General features: G+C 72.9%; 19 protein-coding genes. 12 read left to right on the forward strand and 7 right to left on the reverse strand.

All coding sequences use genetic code 11. The features are described from left to right. Positions 1-73 precede the first annotated feature (73 nt). From ACZ6JS_RS02435 to ACZ6JS_RS02445, 3 genes are read right to left on the reverse strand one after another with little or no spacing between them, the layout of a single operon-like run. Entirely contained in the window at positions 74-1303 is a 1230-nt protein-coding gene (locus ACZ6JS_RS02435) for an MATE family efflux transporter (RefSeq protein ID WP_469295232.1), read from the reverse strand. After that, positions 1300-3054, reverse strand: coding sequence for a lipopolysaccharide biosynthesis protein (locus ACZ6JS_RS02440; protein ID WP_469295234.1), 1755 nt, complete (start codon positions 3052-3054; stop codon positions 1300-1302). The genes ACZ6JS_RS02435 and ACZ6JS_RS02440 overlap by 4 nt, the downstream gene beginning before the upstream one ends. Next, a complete protein-coding gene (locus ACZ6JS_RS02445) occupies positions 3051-4262 on the reverse strand; it encodes a glycosyltransferase family 4 protein (RefSeq protein WP_469295546.1) in 1212 nt (403 codons plus the stop codon). Before ACZ6JS_RS02445 ends, ACZ6JS_RS02440 begins: the two co-directional genes overlap by 4 nt. Before the next feature lie 166 nt (positions 4263-4428). Here ACZ6JS_RS02445 and ACZ6JS_RS02450 point away from each other — a divergent pair, with 166 nt between their 5' ends. Beyond that, positions 4429-4917 (forward strand): FAD synthase family protein, encoded by a 489-nt coding sequence (locus ACZ6JS_RS02450; RefSeq protein WP_030846717.1) that lies wholly within the window; start codon positions 4429-4431, stop codon positions 4915-4917. Here ACZ6JS_RS02450 and ACZ6JS_RS02455 read toward each other — a convergent pair. Further along, positions 4898-5620 (reverse strand): CDP-alcohol phosphatidyltransferase family protein, encoded by a 723-nt coding sequence (locus ACZ6JS_RS02455; RefSeq protein WP_469295235.1) that lies wholly within the window; start codon positions 5618-5620, stop codon positions 4898-4900. The two genes, ACZ6JS_RS02450 and ACZ6JS_RS02455, sit on opposite strands and share 20 nt — an antisense overlap. A gap of 34 nt (positions 5621-5654) precedes the next feature. Beyond that, positions 5655-6857: an MFS transporter gene (locus ACZ6JS_RS02460; RefSeq protein ID WP_469295236.1), complete on the reverse strand. Its 1203-nt coding sequence runs from the start codon at positions 6855-6857 to the stop codon at positions 5655-5657. Positions 6858-6940: 83 nt separating this feature from the next. Between ACZ6JS_RS02460 and ACZ6JS_RS02465 the strand changes: the two genes are divergently transcribed. Continuing rightward, positions 6941-7633: a MarR family winged helix-turn-helix transcriptional regulator gene (locus tag ACZ6JS_RS02465; protein WP_469295238.1), complete on the forward strand. Its 693-nt coding sequence runs from the start codon at positions 6941-6943 to the stop codon at positions 7631-7633. Here ACZ6JS_RS02465 and glgX read toward each other — a convergent pair. Next, positions 7599-9761, reverse strand: coding sequence for a glycogen debranching protein GlgX (glgX, locus tag ACZ6JS_RS02470; RefSeq protein WP_469295548.1), 2163 nt, complete (start codon positions 9759-9761; stop codon positions 7599-7601). The genes ACZ6JS_RS02465 and glgX overlap by 35 nt on opposite strands. Before the next feature lie 389 nt (positions 9762-10150). Here glgX and ACZ6JS_RS02475 point away from each other — a divergent pair, with 389 nt between their 5' ends. The 10 genes from ACZ6JS_RS02475 to ACZ6JS_RS02520 all read left to right on the forward strand — a co-directional run bounded on the left by ACZ6JS_RS02475 (position 10151) and on the right by ACZ6JS_RS02520 (position 21109). Beyond that, complete coding sequence (locus ACZ6JS_RS02475) at positions 10151-11371, forward strand: L,D-transpeptidase (RefSeq protein WP_469295549.1); 1221 nt, start codon at positions 10151-10153, stop codon at positions 11369-11371. A 138-nt stretch (positions 11372-11509) separates the two neighbouring features. Beyond that, the gene (locus ACZ6JS_RS02480) at positions 11510-13708 is read left to right on the forward strand and encodes a choice-of-anchor A family protein (RefSeq protein ID WP_469295239.1); all 2199 of its coding nucleotides are present in this window, start codon (positions 11510-11512) and stop codon (positions 13706-13708) included. A 30-nt stretch (positions 13709-13738) separates the two neighbouring features. Then, the gene (locus tag ACZ6JS_RS02485; RefSeq protein ID WP_469295240.1) at positions 13739-14578 is read left to right on the forward strand and encodes an MSCRAMM family protein; all 840 of its coding nucleotides are present in this window, start codon (positions 13739-13741) and stop codon (positions 14576-14578) included. Positions 14579-14674: 96 nt separating this feature from the next. Next, entirely contained in the window at positions 14675-15382 is a 708-nt protein-coding gene (locus ACZ6JS_RS02490; RefSeq protein WP_469295241.1) for a L,D-transpeptidase family protein, read from the forward strand. A gap of 122 nt (positions 15383-15504) precedes the next feature. Next, positions 15505-16746 carry a L,D-transpeptidase gene (locus ACZ6JS_RS02495; protein ID WP_469295242.1) on the forward strand — a complete coding sequence of 414 codons (1242 nt, stop codon included), beginning with the start codon at positions 15505-15507 and terminating at the stop codon, positions 16744-16746. 125 nt (positions 16747-16871) lie between these two features. Then, positions 16872-17639, forward strand: coding sequence for an enoyl-CoA hydratase/isomerase family protein (locus tag ACZ6JS_RS02500; RefSeq protein WP_469295244.1), 768 nt, complete (start codon positions 16872-16874; stop codon positions 17637-17639). 243 nt (positions 17640-17882) lie between these two features. Further along, positions 17883-18395 carry an ATP-binding protein gene (locus ACZ6JS_RS02505; RefSeq protein ID WP_469295245.1) on the forward strand — a complete coding sequence of 171 codons (513 nt, stop codon included), beginning with the start codon at positions 17883-17885 and terminating at the stop codon, positions 18393-18395. A gap of 364 nt (positions 18396-18759) precedes the next feature. Next, a complete protein-coding gene (locus tag ACZ6JS_RS02510; RefSeq protein WP_469295246.1) occupies positions 18760-19572 on the forward strand; it encodes a polysaccharide deacetylase family protein in 813 nt (270 codons plus the stop codon). Continuing rightward, positions 19569-20756, forward strand: a complete 1188-nt coding sequence (locus tag ACZ6JS_RS02515) for a YncE family protein (RefSeq protein WP_469295247.1) — start codon at positions 19569-19571, stop codon at positions 20754-20756. Before ACZ6JS_RS02510 ends, ACZ6JS_RS02515 begins: the two co-directional genes overlap by 4 nt. 140 nt (positions 20757-20896) lie before the next feature. Continuing rightward, positions 20897-21109, forward strand: a complete 213-nt coding sequence (locus ACZ6JS_RS02520; RefSeq protein ID WP_387116726.1) for an EF-hand domain-containing protein — start codon at positions 20897-20899, stop codon at positions 21107-21109. A 47-nt stretch (positions 21110-21156) separates the two neighbouring features. Here the strand turns inward: ACZ6JS_RS02520 and ACZ6JS_RS02525 are convergent, their stop codons facing one another. Continuing rightward, a complete protein-coding gene (locus tag ACZ6JS_RS02525) occupies positions 21157-21714 on the reverse strand; it encodes a PadR family transcriptional regulator (RefSeq protein WP_469295248.1) in 558 nt (185 codons plus the stop codon). Positions 21715-21765 lie beyond the last annotated feature (51 nt).

Genomic DNA, 21765 nt, shown 5'->3' on the forward strand with positions numbered 1-21765 from the left:
CCGCCGGCGGCCGGGGTGCGGGCCGGGCAGGGCCCCGGGAAAGGCGTGGCGGGGAGAGAGGCCCGTGCAGCGGTCAGGCCGGGGAGGCCGTCAGGGGCTCGCGGTCCTGCGCGGCAGGGACCCGCAGGCGGGCGACCCGCCACCAGGCGGCCACGGCCTTCAGCGCGGAGCCGGCCGCCAGGCCCCAGGCGGCACCCGCCACGCCCCACAGCGCGTACCCGCCCAGCAGCAGCCCCACGGACAGCAGCGAGAAGACCACCTGGAGGGAGAGGGTGGCCCTGGGGGCGAGGACTCGCAGCGTCAGCAGGGCGCACATGCCCAGGCCCATCACGGCGTACTGCGCCCCGGTGGCCGGCAGCAGCGCGGACGCCGACGCCCAGGTGTCGCCCAGGATTTCCCGGCCCAGCCGGTCCGGCAGCAGGTACAGGGCGCACGCCCAGCCCGCGCCGACCGCGGCCAGCACCATGCCCAGCGCGGCCGTGGCCCGTACGGTGGCGCGCTTGCCGCCGAGGCGGCCGAGCACCGGCGGCCCGAAGGCGTTCGCCGAGTTGAACAGCACGTTCAGCGGCCCGAAGAGGGTGGTCGCACCCCGCAGCGCGCCGACGGCCAGCGGCGTCGCGAAGACGCCCAGGCCCAGTACGGCGAGCTGGCTGGAGCCGTTGCCCACGGCGAACTCGACCACGAACCGCTGCCCCAGGTGACCCCGCCGCAGGTACGGCCGCAGATCCGCGCGGGAGCCGCGCACGTACGGCCGCAGCAGCCACAGGCCCACCGCCAGCGCGGGCAGCGCCGAGAGGCCCCACACCAGCACCAGCCGCCCCGCCGAGGCCCCTTCGGGCTGCACGGCCAGCGCGGCGACCACGCACACCAGCCGCAGCGCGTCCGCGGCCAGTGCCCGCTGCGGGGCGCGCAGCGCGGAGAAGCAGTAGCGCAGCCCGTCCTGGAGGAGCACCAGCGGCAGGACGAGGCCCAGCGCGAGGAAGGCCCGCCCGGTCGCCCCGGGCAGCGCCAGGCCCACCACCGCGAGCAGGACGCCCACGGCGGCCGACGCGGCCCCGGTGAAGCCGGCGGCCGACCGGCAGGCCGTGCCGAGCCCGTCGCCCTTCTCCAGGACCAGGCTCTGCCCGACGTAGGCCATGTTCAGCCCGAGGAGCACGCTGAAGGCCACGTAGACCATCGAGAAGTCGGCGAAGGCGGAGGCCGACGACAGGCGGGCGGCCAGCACCACCACCAGGATGTTCGTGGCGCTGGAGGCCGCCTGGTCCAGGACCGAGGCGACGGCGGCGAAGCCGCGTCGGCTCACCTGCGGCCCATGCGCACGGTGCGCAGCGCGACGGTGTCCGTGCCGTCACCGGGGATGTGCTGCTCGGCCTCCGCCACCTCGTACGGGATCGGCTGGGGCTCGGGCGCGCTCTTCCCCGGCTTCGCGGCCGCCGCCGGGCCGGCGGCGGCCGTCCCGCCCTTGCCCTTGCCCTTGCCGCGCTTCTCGCCGGGCAGCGGGGCGTGCAGCACCGCGCCGAGGACCGTGCCGCCGGCGCCGCTGATGAGTTCGCGGATCCGGATGAGGTCGGTGCGGTGGATGGCGCGCGGGTCGGTGACGACCAGAACGCCGTCGACGCGGTCGACGAGGGCGAGGGCGTCGGCGTACGACAGCACCGGCGGTGCCAGCACGACGACGGTGGAGTTGGGGGCGTCGGCCTCGGAGATCAGCCGGGTGGCGCGGGCGGAGGTCAGCGCGCGCGGGACGTTGCGCGCCCGGTCACCGGGGATGAGGTCGAAGGAGCCGGACTCCCCGGCGTCCACGACGAGCTGGCGCCCGTCGGGCCACTCGGAGTCGGAGTGGCGCCCGGGCGTGGGCGCCCCGCCCTTGCCCTGGCTCCAGCGGGGCCGGCCGCCGGCGTCGGTCGGCAACTGGCTGGCCAGCACCGGGGTGCGCAGGTCGGCCTCGATGAGCAGTACGTCCTTGCCGGTCTCGGCGAAGGATGCCGCGAGGTTCACGGCCACCGCGGCCGCGGTCTCGCTGCTGCCGCGGGGCGCGACCACGAGGAGCCGGCGCCGGTCGGCGAAGCGGGAGTCGTAGGCGAGGCGGAAGGCCACCGAGCGGTACTCCTCGGCGAGCCGTGGGTCGGCCTCGCCGGCGGCGAGCAGCGGTCCGCCGCCCGTCCGGTCCCGCGGCAGGTAGCCCAGCACGGGCGCGCGCAGGGCCCGGGCCACGTCGCCCTCGGAGCGCGGCGCAGGGTCGAAGACCAGCCGGACCCACGCGGCCAGCAGGCCGAGCGCGAGGCCCACGGCAGCGCCGAGCGCGAGGGACATGAGGATGCCGGGGCCGTCGGTCGCGGTGGGCGCGGTCGCGGCACTGGTGACCCGGCCCGGGGTCATGTCGAGGGCCTCAAGCTTGGTGATCTTGGTGTTGTAGCCGCCGACCTCGCTCTGCAGGTCGGTCTTGGAGGAGCTGGCCGCGTCCCGCCCGGCGCCGGCGGGCATCCGTGCGATCTCCTTGGAGAGCTCGTCGAGCTGCTTGGCGATCGGGTCGCGCTGCTCCTTGTAGCCCTTGACCATCTTGTCGCGGGTCGCGTCGAGGGACTCCTGCCGCTTGAGCAGGTAGGCCTCGGTCATCGCGTTGGCGCGCTTGGCGGCCTCCTTGGGGGAGTCCGCGGTGTAGGTGAAGCGCAGCACCATGGTCTGCGGCGGGTTGGTCACCTGGAGGCCGGAGCGCAGGGCGGCGAAGTCCTTGGCCGACACCCCGAGCTTCTTCGCCGCCTCGTTGGCGATGGAGGAGCTGAGCGCGACCTGGCGCTCGGAGCCGATGTTGATCGCCTTGTCGGGGGCGAGGCTCGGGTTGAACGGGTCGTCGGTGGGCGCGCGCAGCACGACGTCGGCGGTGGCGACGTAGGTGTCGGCGGTGGATATGCCGAGGTAGACGCCGCCCAGCAGGCCGACGGCGATGCCCGCGCCGATCAGCCTGCGGTAGCGCAGGAGCTGGCGGAACTGGTCCCTGAGGAGGTCGGGTTCGTCGTCGGCCGGTGCCGCTGCCGGGCGGTTCGTCTCGATCACGGCCGGGTTCCCCCAAGTGCTTCGTCCATCAGTGCGTCGATGCGGGCCAGGCCCGCTTCACGGCTCAGGTGCGCCGCCACGTGGCGGGGTCCGGCCGCTCCCAGTGCGTCCGCGCCCTCGGGGTCCTCCGCCAGGGCCCGTACGGCCTTCAGCAGGGCCTCGGGGTCCTCCGGCGGTACGAGCACCCCTGCGCCCGAGCGCTCCACCTCCTGGGCGGTCCCGCCCCCCGCCGCCACGGAGGCGACGACGGGCCGGCCGGTCTGGAAGTAGGAGGTGAGCTTCGACGGGACGCTCATGTCCAGCACGGCGGCGTGCTGTGTCACCGCGAGAACGTCCGCCGCCGCGAGGATATCCGGGAACTCGCCGTCAGCGGCAGGGGGGATGATGTCCAGATTCGGCACGTCCGCGGAGAGGTCCGCCAGGGCGGCGCGCTGACTGCCGTCCCCCATCAGGACGAAACGGACCTCCGGGTCCAGCCGGGCGGCACCCACCAGGACTTCGAGCCCCTGCTTGAGGCCCATGTTCCCGGAGTGCAGGACGACGGTCTCGCCGGGGCCCCAGCCCAGGTGGCGGCGAGTCGCCCCGCGCGGCTTGGAGGGCTTGGGCACATGGGACCAGTTGGGGACGAGGCGGATCCGGCCGGGGTCCACGCCCATGCCGACGACCCGCTCCACGAAGGTCTCGTGGATGACGCCGACGAGGGTGGCCCGCTTGAGGGCGTACGCCTCGGCGCGGCCGGCGATGGCGGCCGCCTTGTCGCCGCCGCTGATCCCGCTCTGCGCCGCGGCGGCGCCCATCAGGTCCTGGACGACCGGGACGTAGGGGACCTTCCAGCGCGCCGCGAGCCGGGCGGCGAGCACCCCGCCGGCCAGACTGGGCATCTGGGCGAGTACCGCGTCGGGCCTGGGCATTCGCGGCGGGGCCACGGCGCCGTGGAGCAAAATCGATCCTTCGAACAGGGCCCGCTTCACGGCGGTCTGGCGGGGCGGCACGGTGTGCGCACGCCGGTGCACGGTGACTCCCGCCCGCTGTTCCGTGCGCCGAAGTGCCCCCTTGTACTCCGGCTCGAGCGACCACGCTGGGTAGTGCGGCATGCCGGCGAGGACGTGCGTCTCGTGCCCGAGATCCGCCCAGTGCTCCGCGATCTGCGTCGCATACGGGCCGATGCCCGCGTGCTCCGGCGCGTAATTGGTGGAAACCAGCAGCATGCGCCGCTGACCGGATCTGGACACCGTGCGTCCCCTCTTCCCCTGGATGATGCGCACGTCACCCTATTCGTTCACCCGCGTGCTGCGGAACGTGCACGCTATTGTCTGCTAATCCGCTGCACCGGGGGGTGTGGCCGCTGGGGATGAAGAGATGACGGAGCGGCACATGTCCGACATTGGAGCGCCTGCGCGCCGACCGTATCGAGTCGGTTACGCGCCGGGCGCCTACGATCTGTTCCATATCGGGCACCTGAACATCCTTCGGCACGCCCGGAGTCAGTGCGACTACCTGGTCGCCGGAGTCGTCTCCGACGAGATGGCCGAACTCGCCAAGGGCCGCCGCCCGATGATCCCGCTCGTCGAGCGCCTGGAGATCGTGCGCAGCGTCAAGTACGTCGACGCCGCCTTCGTCGAGACGGTCCCGGACAAGGTCGAGACCTGGAAGCAGGTCCGCTTCGACGTGATCTTCAAGGGCGACGACTGGCGGGGCACCCCCAAGGGCGACAAGCTGGAGAAGGACTTCGCCGCCCACGGCGTCGACGTCGTCTACTTCCCCTACACCGTCCACACCTCCAGCACCCAGCTGCGCCGGGCGCTGGACGCGCTCGCGGAGCCGGCCGCCGCGCCGGGACAGGTCACCGGCGAACGGCGCTGAGCTCCCGGAACCACTTGGCGAGGAAGGCCAGCAGGAACAGCGCGGCGACCGCGCCCAGTCCGGCGTACGCCCAGGCGAACAGCTCTCCGCCGCCGAGCAGCAGGAACACCAGGCAGAACACGCCGTAGTCCACGGGAAGCAGCGCCACGGCGCGCAGGGGCGACGGTGCGGCGGCGGGGCTTCCGGGCGCCGGCCTGGGCTTGAGCTTCTCGGTCAGCAGCCCGCCGAAGAAGGTGACGACGGCGGCGAACTGGAAGCCGAGCGGCACCAGCAGCCAGCCGTCGGCCGTGGTTCCGTACTGCTCGGGGAACCGGTAGAAGGCGATCAGCACGCACGAGTGCAGCGCCGTGAGCTTCGCGGCGTCGACGACGTGGTCCAGCCACTCGCCGGCCGCGCTGCCGCCGCCGCGCAGCCGGGCCAGCTGTCCGTCGGCCGAGTCGAAGGCGAAGCCGACCGCGAGCGCGGCCCATACGGCGATCCCCAGCGCCCAGGAGGGGCCGGTCAGCGCGACCGCGGCCACCGCCGCGAAGCTGAAGGCGGCGCTGATCAGCGTCACCTGGTTCGGGGTGAGCCCGAGCGCGTACGAACCGGCTGCCAGATAGCGCCCGGTGGGCCGGTTGACGTACCGCGAATAGAGCGACACCCCCTTCGCAGACTTCTGCGCCCCGCGCAGTTCCCGCAGCGCGGTCCCGACTCTGCCCATGCAGGGGCTCCCCTCAGCGACGATGTCGAACACATCATCGCAGCACAGATGATCGGGTCGGTTCCGGATGTCTGCGGACGTCCGGAAGGAGCAGTACGGACAGGTTCGCGGCGGCGCTGAGGGCGGCCGCGACCAGCAGCGGAGCCGTGGTCCCCACGGCGGCGGCCAGCGGGGCGGCCACCGCCAGCCCTAGGGGACGCGCGGCGAACGAGATGAGGGTGTCGAAGGAGCCGACCCGGCCCAGGGTCTCCAACGGGATGCGGCGCTGCATCTCCGTCTCCCACAGCGGGCTCAGCACCCCGAGGCCGAACATGGCGCCGCAGAACGCGGCCGCGGTCGCCGGCAGCGGCAGGCGCAGCGCGAAGGCGGTGAGCGGCAGCGCCTGGGCCGCGGCCCCGAAAGCCACCCCGAACAGCGGCCGGCGCAGCGGCAGTCGCCCGGCCGTCCACACGCCGGCGAGCATGCCGACCGTGCCGGCCTGGGCGATCACCACCCAGGAGCCCTCGCCGCCCATGCTCTCCATGGCGATCACCGGGCCGAGGGTCAGGAGCAGCCCGGCCGCCAGGTGCCAGACCCCGTGGGCGAGCACGCTGGTGAGGAACCACGGGTGGCGCCGGGTCTCGGCCCAGCCCGCGCGCAGTTCGGCGCCGAAGGCGGCGCGCGGCGCGGTCCGCGGGACCGGGCCGGTGCGCAGTCCGCCGAGGGTGAGCGCGGAGAGGGCGAAGAGCGCCGCGGTGAGCAGCGAGGCCCATCCGCCGCCGACCGTCAGCGCCAGCGAGCCGGCGGCCGCCGGGGCCGCCACGTTCGCGAGCCCGGTCGCCACCCCGAGCCGCGTGTTCACGCGCAGCCGCCCGTCCTCGGGAACCGCGGCCGCGACGAGCGTGCGTACGGCGGGCGTGCCGAAGGCCACCGCCGCTCCGGTCACGGCGGCGAGTGCGGCCAGCTCGGGGACCCGGCCTTCGAGTCCGGTCAGGAGCAGGACGCCGGTCGCCGCTTGGGCGCCCGCCCGGACGATGTCGGCGACGAGCACCACCCGCCGGGCGGGGAACCGGTCCGCGGCGACTCCGGCGACGGGCAGCAGGAGCAGCATGGGCAGCAGCTCACTGGCGAGTACCAGGCCCAGATCTCCGGAGGAGCCCGCCCGCAGGAGGGCCAGCGTGAGGGTGGTGGGGACGAGCGCGGAGGCGAAGGCGGCGAAGGTGCGGCCGACGAGCAGCCGCCGTATCGGCGTGATCATGCGCGGACAGTATTTCGCCAGCGAATCATTCGTCAACGAAATATGGGCCCGGTGTCGGGCGGGGAACGGGACATAATGCGGGCATGGGCAGAGAGGCGGCCGAGGGCCGCGCGCGGCGCGCGGCGGTACGGGCCGCCGCAGCGGAGGCGGGACCGGGGGGCGTACCGGCCCACCGGGCGGGAGCGGCCTCACCCATGGGCCCGGACGGCCCGCACGGACCGGCGGTCGAGCCCGAGGACACCCGGCCGTCGGAAACGGAGCCCGCCGAGGACGCCGCCGAGGACCCCGTCGAGGACTCCGTCGACCGGCACATCGCCCGGTGGACCGGCAAAGTGCCCTTCGACGTGCCCACCGAAGCCGTCATCACCCGCATCCAGCTCCTCGCCAAACACGTCTCGCACGGCAAGGAGCGGGCGCTCGCCGAGACCGGGCTGCAGGCCTTCGAGTTCGAGACGATGCACCGGCTCGCCTCCCGCGGCGCACCCTGGCGGGCCCCCTCCGCCGAACTCGCCGCCGAACTGCTCCTCTCCCCGGCCGGGATGACCGGCCGCCTCGACACCCTGGAGAAGTCCGGCCTGGTCCGCCGGCTGCGTGCGGCCGCCGACCGCCGCCGGGTCGACGTCGAGCTCACCGAGGAGGGGCACCGGCGGTGGACCGAGGCCATGCGCTGGCGCGGCATCGCCGAGGCCGAGATGATCGAGCCCCTCGACGACGCCGAACGCGCCGCGCTCGCCGTCCTCCTCAAGCGGATGCTCCTGTCGGTCGAGACCCGCTGACCTTCAGCAGGAGCACCGACCGGGCCGGCACGGTCAGGCTCTCCCCGGCGCGGTGCAGAGTGCCGGGGGCGGCGGCCTGCTCCTCCAGGGAGGTGTCCAGGACCAGCTCGTACTCCTCGGCCCACGGCGCCCCCGGCAGCACCCACGCCACCGGCCGGTCACCGGTGTGGAGCAGGACGAGGAAGCTGTCGTCCGTCACCTGACGGCCCCGCTCGTCACGGCCCGGGATGTCCCGGCCCGACAGGTACATCCCCAGCGCGGCCGCCGGCGCGTACCAGTCCCGCTCCGTCATCTCCACGCCCCCCGGCGTGAACCACGCCAGGTCCCGCAGCCCGTCCGCCCCCTGCGGCCGGCCCGAGAAGAACGCGCGCCGCCGCAGCACCGGATGGGCGTGCCGCAGCGAGACCAGCCGGGCCGTCAGGGCGAACAGCGACTGCCACGCCGGATCCTCCAGCAGCGACCAGTCCACCCACCCCGTCTCGTTGTCCTGGCAGTACGCGTTGTTGTTGCCGCCCTGGGTGCGCCCGAACTCGTCGCCCGCCACCAGCATCGGCACCCCGGTCGACAGCAGCAGGGTGGTCAGCAGGTTGCGCAGCTGGCGGCGGCGCAGCAGACCGACGCGGGCGTCGTCCGTCTCGCCCTCCGCCCCGCAGTTCCACGACCGGTTGTCGTTGGTCCCGTCCCGGCCCGCCTCCCCGTTCGCGTCGTTGTGCTTGCGCTCGTAGGACACCAGGTCCCGCAGCGTGAAACCGTCGTGCGCGGTCACGAAGTTGACCGAGGCGTACGGGCGCCGCCCGCCCCACGCGTACAGGTCGCTCGACCCCGACAGCCGGTATCCGAGGTCCCGCACGTCGGGCAGCGCGCCCCGCCAGAAGTCCCGCACTGCATCCCGGTAGCGGTCGTTCCACTCCGTCCACAGCGGCGGGAACGCCCCCACCTGGTAGCCGCCCGACCCCACGTCCCACGGCTCGGCGATCAGCTTCACCCGCCGCAGCACAGGGTCCTGGGCGATCACCGCCAGGAACGGGGACAGCATGTCCACGTCGTGCATCGACCGGGCCAGCGCCGCCGCCAGGTCGAAGCGGAAGCCGTCCACCCCCATCTCCGTGACCCAGTAGCGCAGGGAGTCCGTGATCAGCCGCAGCACGTGCGGGCGCCCTGCGTGCAGGGTGTTCCCGCAGCCGGTGTAGTCCGCGTACCGGCGCTGGTCGGACTGGAGCCGGTAGTAGCCCCGGTTGTCGAACCCGCGCAGGGACAGCGTGGGACCCAGCTCGCCGGCCTCCGCCGTGTGGTTGTAGACCACGTCGAGGATGACCTCGATCCCGGCCGCGTGCAGCGCCCGGACCATCCGCTTGAACTCCCCGACCTGCTGCCCGGTCGTGCCGCTCGAGGAGTACGCCGCGTGCGGGGCGAAGTAGCCCACCGAGTTGTAGCCCCAGTAGTTGCGCAGCCCCCGGCGCAGCAGGTGGTCCTCGTGCGCGAACTGGTGCACCGGCAGCAGCTCGACCGCCGTCACGCCCAGCTTCACCAGGTGCTCGATCGCCGCCGGATGCGCGAGGCCCGCGTAGGTGCCGCGCAGCTCCTCGGGAACACCCGGATGGCGCATCGTGAAGCCGCGCACGTGCAGCTCGTAGATCACCGAATCGGCCCAGGGCGTCTTCGGCCGGACGTCGTCCGCCCAGTCGTCGTCATCGTGCACGACCACGCCCTTGGGGACGAACGGAGCGGAGTCCCGGTCGTCGCGCACCGTGTCGGCGATGTACTGCTGCGGCCAGTCCCGGACGTGCCCGTACACCTCCGGCGGCAGCGTGAAGTCTCCGTCCACGGCCCGGGCGTACGGGTCCAGGAGCAGCTTCGCCGGATTGTGCCGGACCCCCGTCCAGGGATCCCAGCGGCCGTGCACCCGGAAGCCGTACCGCTGCCCCGGGCGCACGCCCGGCACGAAACCGTGCCAGATCTCGTGCGTGAGCTCCGTCAGGACGCATGCGGTCTCGGCCCCGCCCTCGTCGAAGAGGCACACCTCCACCGCCTCCGCGCCCTGTGCCCACACGGCGAAGTTGGTGCCCGCGGTCCCGTCGGGACCGTGGCGGAAGCGCGCCCCCAGGGGATGCGAGGACCCCGGCCACACGACCGGGGCCGGGCGCGCCTGTGCCCGTGGAACCTGCCCCTTGACCTGGCCGTTCGTCCGACTGTCCGACCGTCCGTTCGACTGCTGGCCCAGTGGGCCGCCCGATTGGCCGTCGATGTGCGGTGCGGGCGCGGCCTGTCCGCTCCGTACCGCTCCGACGGCGTTGCTGACGGCTTCCACCGCCTCCTGCTCGGCTGCGCTCGACACTGCCCGCCTCCACGGCTCTTCGGTACCGGCGGGGGCAGGGGAGTATGTGGCCCCGGCGTCCCGGCCCGGGCCCGCCCCCGTCTGGTCCTTCCCACTGTTCTGCCCGGACTGTTCTGCCCGGAACGTGGCCCGCGCTCACGTTTCCCCCGGAGGGCCCGGTCGTTGGAGGGAACGTGACACTTCTGACGAGGCGGGCAGGGGCGGGCTTGGCCGCCGTGGCGGTGTGGGCGGGCCTGCTGGGCGGGTTGGCCGGCTGCACCCAGGACGGCAGGTCGCCCGTCGAGATCCAGCTCCCCGGCAGAGTCCGCTCGCCGGCCGAGGCCATCCGCATCACCCCCGACGACAACGCCAAGGACGTGCCGGCCGACGGGCGGCTGACGGTCACCGTGCCCGAGGGCAGGCTGGAGCGGGTCAAGGTGACCAAGGTGGAGGACGCGCAGGCGGAGGAGGTCCCCGGCGCCATCGCCGCCGACGGGCTCAGCTGGAGCCCCACCCCGCAGGCGGGCCGGCTCGCCCTCGCCGCCAAGTACACCGTCGACGCCGTCGCCCTCGACGGGCACAACCGACGCCAGGCCCGCCACACCACGTTCACCACCTACGTCCCCGAGGAACGGTTCATCGGCTACTTCAAGCCGGAGAACCGCTCCACCGTCGGCACCGGCATGATCGTCTCCTTCAAGTTCAGCCGCGCCATCGAACGGCGCGCGGACGTGGAGCGCGCCATCCGGATCACCGCGGAGCCGGCCGTCGAGATCGCCGCCCACTGGTTCGGCAAGGAGCGCCTCGACTTCCGGCCCAAGCAGTACTGGAAACCCGGGACCAAGGTCACCGTCCGGATGGCTCTGCGCGACGTCGAGGGCGCCCCCGGCTCGTACGGGATCCAGTCCAAAACCGTCACCTTCACCGTCGGGCGCTCGCAGATCTCCACCGTGGACGCCGCCGCCCACACCATGGAGGTCCGCCGGGACGGGGAGCTGCTGTCCACCGTGCCGATCAGCGCCGGAGCACCCAAGACCACCACCTACAACGGGAAGATGGTGGTGATGGAGCTCTTCGACGTCACCCGGATGAACGGCCAGACCGTCGGGTTCGGCGGCGAGTACGACATCCCCGACGTCCCGCACGCCATGCGGCTGACCAACTCCGGGACGTTCCTGCACGGGAACTACTGGTCCAGCCCCGACACCTTCGGCACCACCAACGTCAGCCACGGCTGCGTGGGCCTGCGCGACGACAAGGGCGGCGGCTCCGACACCCCGGCGGGCTGGTTCTTCGACCGGACCCTGATCGGCGACGTGGTGGAGGTCGTCAACTCGCAGGACAAGACGGTCGCCGCCGACAACGGGCTGGGCGGCTGGAACATGTCCTGGGCGGACTGGGTGGCCGGCTCCGCCCTCGCCTGAACGGCGCACGGCCCCCCGCAAGAGTGACTCGTGTGATCGGAATGCCGTAGCGCAGAGTGTCCGCGCCCCGGACCGCCGCCGCCTGCCTCCAGCCTGTCAGGGCACATCAGGGCAGGCAGCCGGGACGGACGGAGCGCCATGCAAGCAAGGAAGTGGACCCTCGGGCTCGCGATCGGCGCCGTGCTGGCCGCGGCCGCCCCCGCGGCCGCCGCCGGACCCGGCGCGGACGCCGGCCGGCCCGTGGCGGCGGCCCGGGCGCCGTTGCCCGGTGGGCTGGGTCCCTGCGTCCCGGGCCGCTGCCCGGACCCGTACCCGCCGATCAACAGCGACGGCGTCCTGCGCGGCCGGGACAACGGCATCAACATCTTCGCCGGCGGCGACTTCCGGGTCCGCGGACGGGCCTCCGAGGCCGAGGGCCGCCTCGTCGTCCTCGGCGACTTCGACCAGGACAAGCAGGCGGGCGGCGACAGCCGCTACAACGTCGGGATCGTCGGCGCCGGATCGCTCGTCCCGCCGCCCGACGGGGCCGACTTCCTCACCACCGGCGCGGACGTCACCGTCGCCGAGGGCGAACGCCTCCTGGCGGACGGCGGTACGGTCCGGTACGCGGGCGCCCTCACCGGCGTGGTGACCGGCCGCCTGGCCCCCGACCCGGCCGCGGTCACCCCGTACGCCGGACTGCGCGACCGGCTCAGCGCCGCCAGCCAGTGTTACGCCCGGGTCGACGGGCAGCCCCGCCCGGCCACCGGAACCGTCGTCAACAGCGGCTTCGAGACCGTGTTCACCGGCGACGGCACCTCCGCCCTCCAGGTCTTCAACGTCGACGCGGACCTCGCCGGCACCGGGGGCGGCCAGCAGGGCATCCGGTTCGCCCGCATTCCGGCCACGGCCACCGTCCTGGTGAACGTGCTGGGTGCCACCCGCACGATCAACACCTACAGCGGCGGCATCGCGGACACCGACCCGCTGAACGCCTACCGCGACCGGCTGCTGTGGAACTTCCCGGACGCCACGACCGTGAACCTGACCGGCGGCGGCCAGTTCCAGGGCAGCTTCCTGATGGGGCAGCAGCGCTCCGAGACCACGGTCACCCTGCCCGGCATCAACGGCCGCTTCTTCACCACCGGCTCCGTCACCCACGGCAGCGACACCGTCGGGGGAGGAGGCCAGGAGTTCCACGCCTACCCGTTCGACGGGGACCTGCCCGACTGCGGCGGCCCGGCCCCGGTGACCGGTTCGCTCTCCGTCCTCAAGCGGGACGCGGCGACGGGCGCGGCGCTGGCCGGCGCACAGTTCGAACTGTGGCGGGAGACCAACGGCACGGCGGGCCTCCAGCCCGCCGGCCCGGGCGCAGACACCCTCGTCACGGGGTGCACCACGCCGGCGAGCGGCCTGTGCGAGGAGACCACGGCGCCCGGCACGTACTACTGGCGCGAGACCCAGGCGCCCCCCGGCTACGAGCCGCCCGCCCAGCCGGTCCGCGAGGTGACCCTGACCGCCGAGAACGCGCAGGCCGGCGTCCGGTACGAGGCGGACAACCGGCGCAGCCCCCAGCCGCCGGACGGCGCCCGGGTGGTACTGCGCAAGACGGACCGGGCGACGGGCCTGCCGCTGCCCGGCGCCCAGTTCGAGCTGTGGCAGGAGAGCAACGGCACCTCCGGGCTCCAACCCCTCACCCCGGGCGGCGACACCCGGCTGGACGGCGCCTGCGTGACCGACACCCAGGGCACCTGCACGGTGGAGCTGCCGGTCGGCCGGACGTACTACTGGCGGGAGACCGCGGTCCCCGCCGGCTACGAACCGCCGGCGGACCCGGTGACGCGCTTCGACCTGACCGCGGGCGACGTGACGGACGGCATCGTCGTCACCGTCCCGAACACGAGGAGCGAGCGGTACGAGGGCTCCATCCGGGTCCTGAAGCAGGACGCCAAGACCGGGCGGCCGCTGCGCGGCGCCGTGTTCGAGGTGTGGCAGGAGACCAACGGCACCGCCGGCCTGCAGACCCGCGGCATCAACGCCGACCGCCGGGCGGCGGACGGCTGCGCCACGGACCGGGAAGGGGCCTGCGACTTCGGCCCGCTGCCCGAGGGCCGGTACTACCTCGTCGAGACGGCCGTGCCCGAGGGCTACGCGCTGCCCGCGGACCGGGTGACCGGGCCGCTGAGTCTGGACGCCGCCACCCCGGACCGCCGGCTCGTCGTCACGCTCCAGAACAAGCGCGACGGCCACGGCAAGGGCAAGGGGGACCACGGCAAGGGCGAGGTCGGGCACCGCGAGCCCCCGAAACACCACGAGCACCCGAAGCACCCGAAGGACGCCAAGGGTCCGCGGGCCTGACCCGCGGCCCCGTACGACGGACGGAGCGACATGACAGCCAGCACGACGACGGTATGGCCCCTCGGCCTCGCCGCGGCGGTGGTGCTCGCCGCGGCGGGCCCGGCCCTTGCCGCTCCCCCCGCGGCACCGCCCGGCACCGCCCGGGTGGTGCTGCGCAGCACGGACGTGGACACCGGCGCGCGCCTGCCCGGGGCCCGGTTCGAGCTGTGGCGCGAGACCAACGACCTGGCCGGGCTCCAGAGCACCGGCCGGGCCGCCGACGAAAGGCAGACCGCCGGCTGTGCGACCGCCGCGGAGGGGGTCTGCACGGTGGAGCTGACGACCGGCGAGACGTACTACGCGGTGCAGGTCGCCGTCCCCGCCGGCTACGAGCGGCCCGACGAGCCGTTCACCGGCTTCGACCTGGGCGGTGCCGCCGCCCGGGACGGGCTCGTCGTCAACGTCCCCAACCGCAGCCGGGACGCGGCGTACAGCGGCGGGATCCGGGTCCGCAAGAGGGACGGGAAGACCGGTGCGCCGTTGCACGGCGCGGTGTTCGAGATCTGGAAGGAGACCAACGGCAGCACCGGCCTGCAGACCGCGGGGGTCGACGCCGACCAGCGCCCGAGGCGCGGCTGTGCCACCGACGGCGACGGCACGTGCGACTTCGAGGGGCTCGCGGACGGGGCGTACTTCCTGGTCGAGAAGGACGTCCCCGAGGGATACGTGATGCCGAAGAACCCCGTGGCCGGCCCCTGGCGGCTGGACGGCGCGTCCGGCCGCCGGCTCGTCCTCACGGTCTACAACAAGCGTGCCGAGCCGATCCCCACCACCGGCGCGGACGACGGTCGCCGGGCCCGGCCCGCACGCGCCGGTGCGCCGCCGGAGTGACCTCCTCACTCCGGCGGCTCAGCAGCGCGAGCCGTACCCCCGGCCCACGGGTTGGCTGGTCCGTGACCACGCGTTCACAGACCGAAGGAGGCCCGGATGGCCGTACGCCAGGGGACCGGACCCATGGCGCGGGTGGCCGTACTCGGCGCCCTGCTCGCACTGGCGGCCCCGCTCCCGTCCCCGGCGGCGGCCGCCCCGGCGGAACCTGAGAACGCGTGCGCGGCGGGCACCGGCCCCTACCAGCGCGAGCTGGAGGACCACCTGGGCCGACCGGTCGACGGGGTGCAGTCCACCGCGGACTGCCACGCGATCCGCGCCTTCCAGCGCACGAACGGCGTCAGCCCGGCCGACGGCTACCCGGGTGTCGCCACCTACCGCACGATGCTCGTCGTGACGGCCCGTCCCGACCCCAACGCCGCGGGAGACTGCCCCGTACGAGACCACCGGGTCACGTGCGTGGACCTGGAGCGCCAGCTGCTGTGGGTGCAGAGGGGGTCCAAGGTCGTCTTCCCGCCCGTGCCCATCCGGACCGGGCGCGACTACCAGGAGACCCGTACCGGCTGGCACGAGGTGTACTGGCGCAACAAGAACCACGTTTCCACGCTCTACGGCACGCCCATGCCGCACGCCCAGTTCTTCGACGGGGGCCAGGCCGTGCACGGGTCCCCCGGCTCCCTCTACGGAACCGGTGGTTCCGCCGGCTGCGTCAACCTCACCGAACCGGACGCGGCGCGCCTGTGGGGACTTCTCACCGTGGGCGACGCCGTCTACGTCTGGGGCACCAAGCCGGGCACAGAGGACTGACCGCAAGCCATTCCCCCCGTGTCGCGGCACTTGGGACGGAACAGTGACAAGACCGTGGCTCATCGTGATCCTCCCGTGTGATTTCCTTTCGACATGCGCGCGACAGTCCGCGCGCGGGGGACATGGGGAGAGCACGAGTGAACCTGCAGCCGATACGCGGCCGCGCCCGGACGGGCCTGCCGGCCCTGCTGCTGGGAGCGGCCCTGCTGTTCACCACCGCCTGCAGCGGCGGTGGCGGCGGCAACAGCAGCGGCAGCGGCGGCGACAACGCCGGGGGTGGCGGCAAGACCGGTACCGAGGCTTCGAAGGCCGTCGTCAGCGTCAAGCCCGACGACGGGGCCAAGGAGGTCGCCACGAGCGGCGTCCTGAAGATCACGAGCACCGGCGGCAAGCTCAGCACGGTGACCGTCGCCGACACCAAGGGCAACGCGGTCGAGGGCAAGCTCTCCGACGACGGCGCGAGCTGGGAGCCGGTCCGCCACCTGGCTTCGGCGACCGAGTACAAGGTGCACGCGGTCGCCAAGGACGAGGCCGGCCGGGAGTCCGCCAAGGACACCACCTTCACGACCCTGACCCCGACCAACACCTTCGTGGGCCACTACACGCCCGAGGACGGCTCGACGGTCGGCGTGGGCATGCCGGTCTCGATCAACTTCACCCGTGGGATCACCAACCCCGAGGCCGTCGAGAAGGCCATCACCGTGACGGCCGAGCCGGCCGTGCCGATCGAGGGCCACTGGTTCGGCAACGACCGCCTCGACTTCCGCCCCGAGAACTACTGGGCCGCGGGCACCAAGGTCACCGTCAAGCTCGCCCTCGACGGAGTGGAGGGCCGCCCGGGGGTCTACGGCAAGCAGACCCGCACGGTGACCTTCACCATCGGCCGTTCCCAGGTCTCGACGGTCGACGCGGCCGCGCACACGATGCAGGTCGTCCGTGACGGCCAGGTCCTCAAGGACGTCCCGATCACCGCGGGCGCCCCCTCGACCACGACCTACAACGGTCAGATGGTCATCAGCGAGAAGTACAAGGTCACGCGGATGAACGGCGCGACCGTCGGCTTCGGCGGCGAGTACGACATCTCCGACGTCCCGCACGCCATGCGCCTGTCGCAGTCGGGCACCTTCGTGCACGGCAACTACTGGGCCTCCGCGGGCACCTTCGGCTCGGCGAACGTCAGCCACGGCTGCATCGGCCTCAAGGACGTCCGCGGCGCGGGTGACTCCAAGCAGCCCGCGGCCTGGTTCTTCGACGAGTCGCTGATCGGTGACGTGGTCGTCGTGAAGAACTCGAAGGACAAGCAGATCGCTCCCGACAACGGCCTCAACGGATGGAACATGCCCTGGGCGGAGTGGATCAAGTAACCGCTCCGCGCACGCCGGGCAGGTGATCCGGTGGCCCGGTGCTGTGACCCACAGCACCGGGCCACTTCACGTGCCGCGCCCCTCCGGGGGAGATCCCCGGACCCCCGGGCCCTAACCTGGCCCGTATGACCATCTCTCTCGAAGTCTCCGAAGGCGTCGGCACCATCCGCCTGGACCGGCCGCCCATGAACGCCCTGGACATCGCCACCCAGGACCGGCTGCGCGAGCTCGCGGTGGAGGCGACCGACCGGGCCGATGTCCGCGCGGTCGTCATCTACGGCGGCGAGAAGGTGTTCGCGGCGGGCGCGGACATCAAGGAGATGCAGACGATGGACCACGCGGCGATGGTCGTCCGGTCCCGTGCGCTGCAGGACGCCTTCACCGCCGTCGCCCGCATCCCCAAGCCCGTCGTCGCGGCGATCACCGGCTATGCGCTGGGCGGCGGTTGCGAGCTCGCCCTCTGCGCCGACTACCGGATCGCCGCCGACAACGCGAAGCTCGGCCAGCCCGAGATCCTGCTCGGCCTCATCCCGGGCGCGGGCGGCACCCAGCGGCTGTCCCGGCTGGTCGGCCCCTCACGCGCCAAGGACCTGATCTTCACGGGCCGCATGGTCAAGGCCGACGAGGCCTTCACCCTGGGCCTGGTCGACCGGGTGGTGCCCCCCGGCGAGGTGTACGAGCAGGCGCACGCCTGGGCGGCCAAACTCGCGCAGGGGCCGGCGATCGCGCTGCGCGCTGCGAAGGAGTGCGTGGACGCGGGCCTGGAGGCCGACATCGACACCGGTCTCACCATCGAACGCAACTGGTTCGCGGGCCTGTTCGCCACCGAGGACCGCGAGCGCGGCATGCGCAGCTTTGTCGAAGAGGGCCCGGGCAAGGCGAAGTTCGTCTGAGCCTCGGCCGGGCGGTCCTTCGTGGGGGTGCATTAGCCAGGCCTTAAGGCAGCCTTAAGCCGAATTGGTGATCAACTCGCTGTGATCGCTTCCGTGCAGTGCGTCACGGCACGTCAGGGCGGTCCTTCGGGTCAGCTGCCCGCCCTCCGGACGTGACGGAACACCCCCTTGGATTTGTTGAATCCGGGGGGTGTTTCCCGTGGAACGGCCCGGAGCGGCAGGTCGGCCGTCCATGATGGGTCCATGGCGGGCCTGGAGGGTGTGGAACAGCCGCGGCAGCGCGGCGGTGCTTCGGCGGTACGGCTCACGGCGGCTGTCGAGGAGGAACAGGGCCTCAAGGCGCTGGAGTTGTTCGGGAACCCGGCCGAGGCGGAAGTGACGCTGCCGTCCATGCCGGAGTCGGCCGGTACCGCGCGCCGGCTCACCCAGTGCGTGGTGATCCGCCTCTGGGGCCTCTCGCCGCAGATCTCCGAGCACGCCGTCCTGCTGGTCTCGGAACTCGTCGGCAACGCGGTGCGCCACACAGGAGCCCGCTCCTTCGGCTTACGCATGCTGCGGCGGCGGGGCTGGATCCGCATGGAGGTGCGCGATCCCTCGCGCGGACTGCCCTGCCTGATGCCGGTCCACGAACTGGACACCACCGGCCGCGGGCTCTTCCTCGTCGACAAGCTGTCCGACCGCTGGGGCGCCGACCTGCTGCCCCGCGGCAAGATCACCTGGTTCGAGATGCGGGTCGCCGACCGCCAGAACGCCTGAAGCCCCCGGCTCGCCGTGTGGGGCGCTGTGGGGGCTTCATGGGTGCGCCGAGGATCGAAGGGGGTGTGATCCTCGGCGTGGCGACTTCGCTCGGGTCAATGGGGAAGTCGTGGTTTCGACTATGGCAGACGAGGGCTCGAACGCCAAAAGTCCCTACTTGGACATAAGTGTGCAAATAGCAAGACTTTCTAGCTAAATCCTAGGTGAGGTGGGCCACGCGCCTCGCTTTCGATGAACAACTGTCGACTGCTCTGCGTAAATCGTTGATCACGTGGCGGATGGGGCGCCTGATCCACCCCCTCGGCGAACGCCCCGAAATGGGTCAATCATTACCTTCCGGGCTATCCGCCCCTTAAATGGGCAGGTGCTCTCACCTCCAGACCGCCGCGCGGCCCTGCGCGCAGTCCTGCGTGCGGCCGGTCTCGGCGCGGCCGGCGCCGCGACGGCCGGTCTCTCCGCCGGCTGCGGCCCCGGCCGTCCGGCCGCCCGGCCCTCCTCCCCGCCACCCGGCCCGGCCCGTCCGGCGGGGCCCGCGCAGGCCGCGGCCCCGGCCGCCCCCCGCCGGTTCGCCGGGCGGCCCGTGGAGATCGGCCACGGTCCCCGCGACCGTGACCGGGTCGCACTCACCTTCCACGGCAACGGGGAGCCCGCCCTCGCCCGCGCGGCGCTGGCCGCGGCGGAGAAGGGGGGCGCGCGGGTCACCGTACTGGCGGTCGGCACCTGGCTCGACGCCCATCCGGACCTGGCCCGCCGCATCCTCGACGGCGGACACGAACTCGGCAACCACACCCAGCGACACCTCGCGATCAACGGCATGGCCGAGGCGGAGGCCTACGCCGAGATCACCGGCTGCGCCCAGCGCCTCAAGCGGCTCACCGGCTCCATCGGCACCTGGTTCCGGCCCTCCCGGACGCAGTACGCCACCCCGCTCGTCCGGCAGCTGGCCCAGCGGGCCGGCTACCCGCACGTCCTCTCGTACGACGTCGACTCCCTCGACTTCACCTCGCCCGGCGCCGCGGCCGTCATCCGCAACGTCACCGGGACGATCCGGCCCGGATCCGTGGTGAGCCTGCACTTCGGCTACGCGGACACGGTCGACGCGATGCCTCCCCTCCTCGAAGAACTCGCGCGCCGCAAGCTGCGCGCGGTGACCACCACGGAGCTGCTGACGCCATGAAGACCACCCGCCTTCCCCGGAATGCCGGCGTGCTGCTGGCCGGTCTGGTCCTCGCCGCCCTTTCCGGCTGCGGAACAGCCGGAAAGGAGTCCGCCGAGGCGCTCGGCACCAAGGGCCCGGCCAAGCCGGCCAAGGCCGTACCGGCCGCCCCGCCCGGCTTGCCCGGTATGCCGCCACTGCTGGATCCGAACGACGTCTACGCGGCGGACCGGCCGGGCAAACTCTCCCCGGTGGTCAAGGACTTCCCGTCCCGCGTCTACGTGCCCAACACCAACTCCAACACGGTGTCCGTCATCGACCCGGAGACCTACCGGGTCATCGACACCATCCCGGTCGGGGTCCAGCCCCAGCACGTCGTCCCCTCCTGGGACCTGAAGACCCTGTGGGTCAACAACAACCGGGGCCACACGCTCACCCCCATCAACCCCGCGACCGGCGAGGCCGGAACGCCCGTCGAGGTGCACGACCCGTACAACCTGTACTTCACGCCCAACGGCAAGTACGCCGTCGTCATGGCCTCCATGGACAAGGAACTGGTCTTCCGCGACCCGCACACGATGGACCGTGTGAAGACCGTCCCGGTGTCGTGCTACGGCGTCAACCACGCCGACTTCTCCGCCGACGGCCGCTACTTCATCGTGAGCTGCGAGTTCTCCGGCGAACTCCTCAAGGTCGACACCGAGAGGATGGAGGTCGTCGGCCAGCAGAAGCTGCCGTTCGAGGGCGCCATGCCGCAGGACGTCAAGGTCTCCCCGGACGGCAAGACCTTCTACGTCGCGGACATGATGGCGCACGGCATGTGGGTGCTCAGCGGCGACACCTTCGAGACCCCCAAGCTGCTCCCCACCGGCAAGGGCTGCCACGGTCTCTACGTGAGCCGCGACTCCAAGGAGATGTACGTCTCCAACCGCGGTGAGGGCACCATCTCCGTCTACGACTTCCCGCAGAAGAAGCTCACCAAGAAGTGGACACTGCCGGACGGGGGCAGCCCCGACATGGGCGGCGTCTCCGCCGACGGCAAGGTGCTGTGGCTGTCGGGCCGCTACAACTCAGAGGTCTACGCGGTCGACACCACGACCGGCAAGCAGCTCGCCCGCATCCCGGTGGGTGGCGGCCCCCACGGCCTCGCCGTCTACCCGCAGCCCGGCCGCTACTCGCTCGGGCACACCGGCATCTTCCGGTAGGCCGCGCCCCGGCGGGACCCCCGGCGGGACCCCCGGCCGCCGCCCGGGCGGCCCGGGGCGGGCCCGGGACCCGGTGGGTCCGCGGGCCCCGGGTGCCGCTACCCTGGGCCGGTCAACAAGCACCAAGAAGGGGTGGACCAGTGGCGGACATCGAGAGCGCACGGGCTACGTTCGACAGGTTCGACGTGAACGGTGACGGCTTCATCACGGCCGACGAGTACAGCGCCGCGATGCGCGCCATGGGCGACGCCTACGTGACCCCGGCCGTCGCGGACTCCGTCGTCGCCTCCAAGGACGCGAACGGCGACAAGCTGCTGAGCTTCGACGAGTTCTGGGCCGCCCTGGACAAGTAGTCCCCCGGACTCCCGCCCGGCCCCCCGGGCCCGGGCGGGAGTGCGCGTCAGGCCGACGGCCCGGCCGGGCCCTCCATGGCGCCGACCTCGGCGAGTGCCTCCTCCAGCCAGGTCAGCCAGAACGTCTCCAGAGCGATCCCGCCGTGCAGGACGAGCCGGCGCAGCCGGTCCTCCACGGCGTCGCGCCCCGGCGGGAAGTCCTTCTCCTCGATGGCCTCGTACTGCGCCAGCTGGCGCCGGTGCAGTTCCAGATGGCGCCGCAGCTCGGGACCGAGACCCTGTGGCCCCACGACGCCCGCCGCCCGGATCCGCAACAGCAGCGGATCGCGCATCGGCTTCGGGTCCTGGCTCTCCGCGACCCACCGGGCCAGCTCCGTGCCGCCCGCGGGCAGCACCTCGTACTCCTTCTTCTGGCCCCGCACGGGCACCTCGCTGGGCAGCGCGCGGATCAGCCCGGCCTCCTCCAGCCGCCCGAGCTCGCGGTAGATCTGCTGGTGAGTCGCCGACCAGAAGTACCCGATCGACTTGTCGAACCGCCGGGTCAGCTCCAGCCCGGACGAGGGCTTCTCGAGCAGGGCGGTGAGGATGGCGTGCGGCAGGGACATACGGCCATCCTAGGTACGCGGCGGGCCGGGCAGCGCGATCACCTCCTCCCG

This window comes from Streptomyces sp. NPDC046349 (assembly GCF_055587885.1).

Excerpts from the sequence above, each read along its gene's own strand:
- ACZ6JS_RS02460 (WP_469295236.1), bottom strand. The coding sequence starts at position 6,857 with ATGATCACGCCGATACGGCGGCTGCTCGTCGGCCGCACCTTCGCCGCC.
- ACZ6JS_RS02490 (WP_469295241.1), top strand. The coding sequence starts at position 14,675 with ATGGCCGTACGCCAGGGGACCGGACCCATGGCGCGGGTGGCCGTACTC.
- ACZ6JS_RS02485 (WP_469295240.1), top strand. The coding sequence starts at position 13,739 with ATGACAGCCAGCACGACGACGGTATGGCCCCTCGGCCTCGCCGCGGCG.
- ACZ6JS_RS02450 (WP_030846717.1), top strand. The coding sequence starts at position 4,429 with ATGTCCGACATTGGAGCGCCTGCGCGCCGACCGTATCGAGTCGGTTAC.
- ACZ6JS_RS02505 (WP_469295245.1), top strand. The coding sequence starts at position 17,883 with ATGGCGGGCCTGGAGGGTGTGGAACAGCCGCGGCAGCGCGGCGGTGCT.
- ACZ6JS_RS02480 (WP_469295239.1), top strand. The coding sequence starts at position 11,510 with ATGCAAGCAAGGAAGTGGACCCTCGGGCTCGCGATCGGCGCCGTGCTG.
- ACZ6JS_RS02455 (WP_469295235.1), bottom strand. The coding sequence starts at position 5,620 with ATGGGCAGAGTCGGGACCGCGCTGCGGGAACTGCGCGGGGCGCAGAAG.
- ACZ6JS_RS02465 (WP_469295238.1), top strand. The coding sequence starts at position 6,941 with ATGGGCAGAGAGGCGGCCGAGGGCCGCGCGCGGCGCGCGGCGGTACGG.
- ACZ6JS_RS02515 (WP_469295247.1), top strand. The coding sequence starts at position 19,569 with ATGAAGACCACCCGCCTTCCCCGGAATGCCGGCGTGCTGCTGGCCGGT.
- ACZ6JS_RS02495 (WP_469295242.1), top strand. The coding sequence starts at position 15,505 with ATGGGGAGAGCACGAGTGAACCTGCAGCCGATACGCGGCCGCGCCCGG.
- ACZ6JS_RS02445 (WP_469295546.1), bottom strand. The coding sequence starts at position 4,262 with ATGCTGCTGGTTTCCACCAATTACGCGCCGGAGCACGCGGGCATCGGC.
- ACZ6JS_RS02525 (WP_469295248.1), bottom strand. The coding sequence starts at position 21,714 with ATGTCCCTGCCGCACGCCATCCTCACCGCCCTGCTCGAGAAGCCCTCG.
- ACZ6JS_RS02500 (WP_469295244.1), top strand. The coding sequence starts at position 16,872 with ATGACCATCTCTCTCGAAGTCTCCGAAGGCGTCGGCACCATCCGCCTG.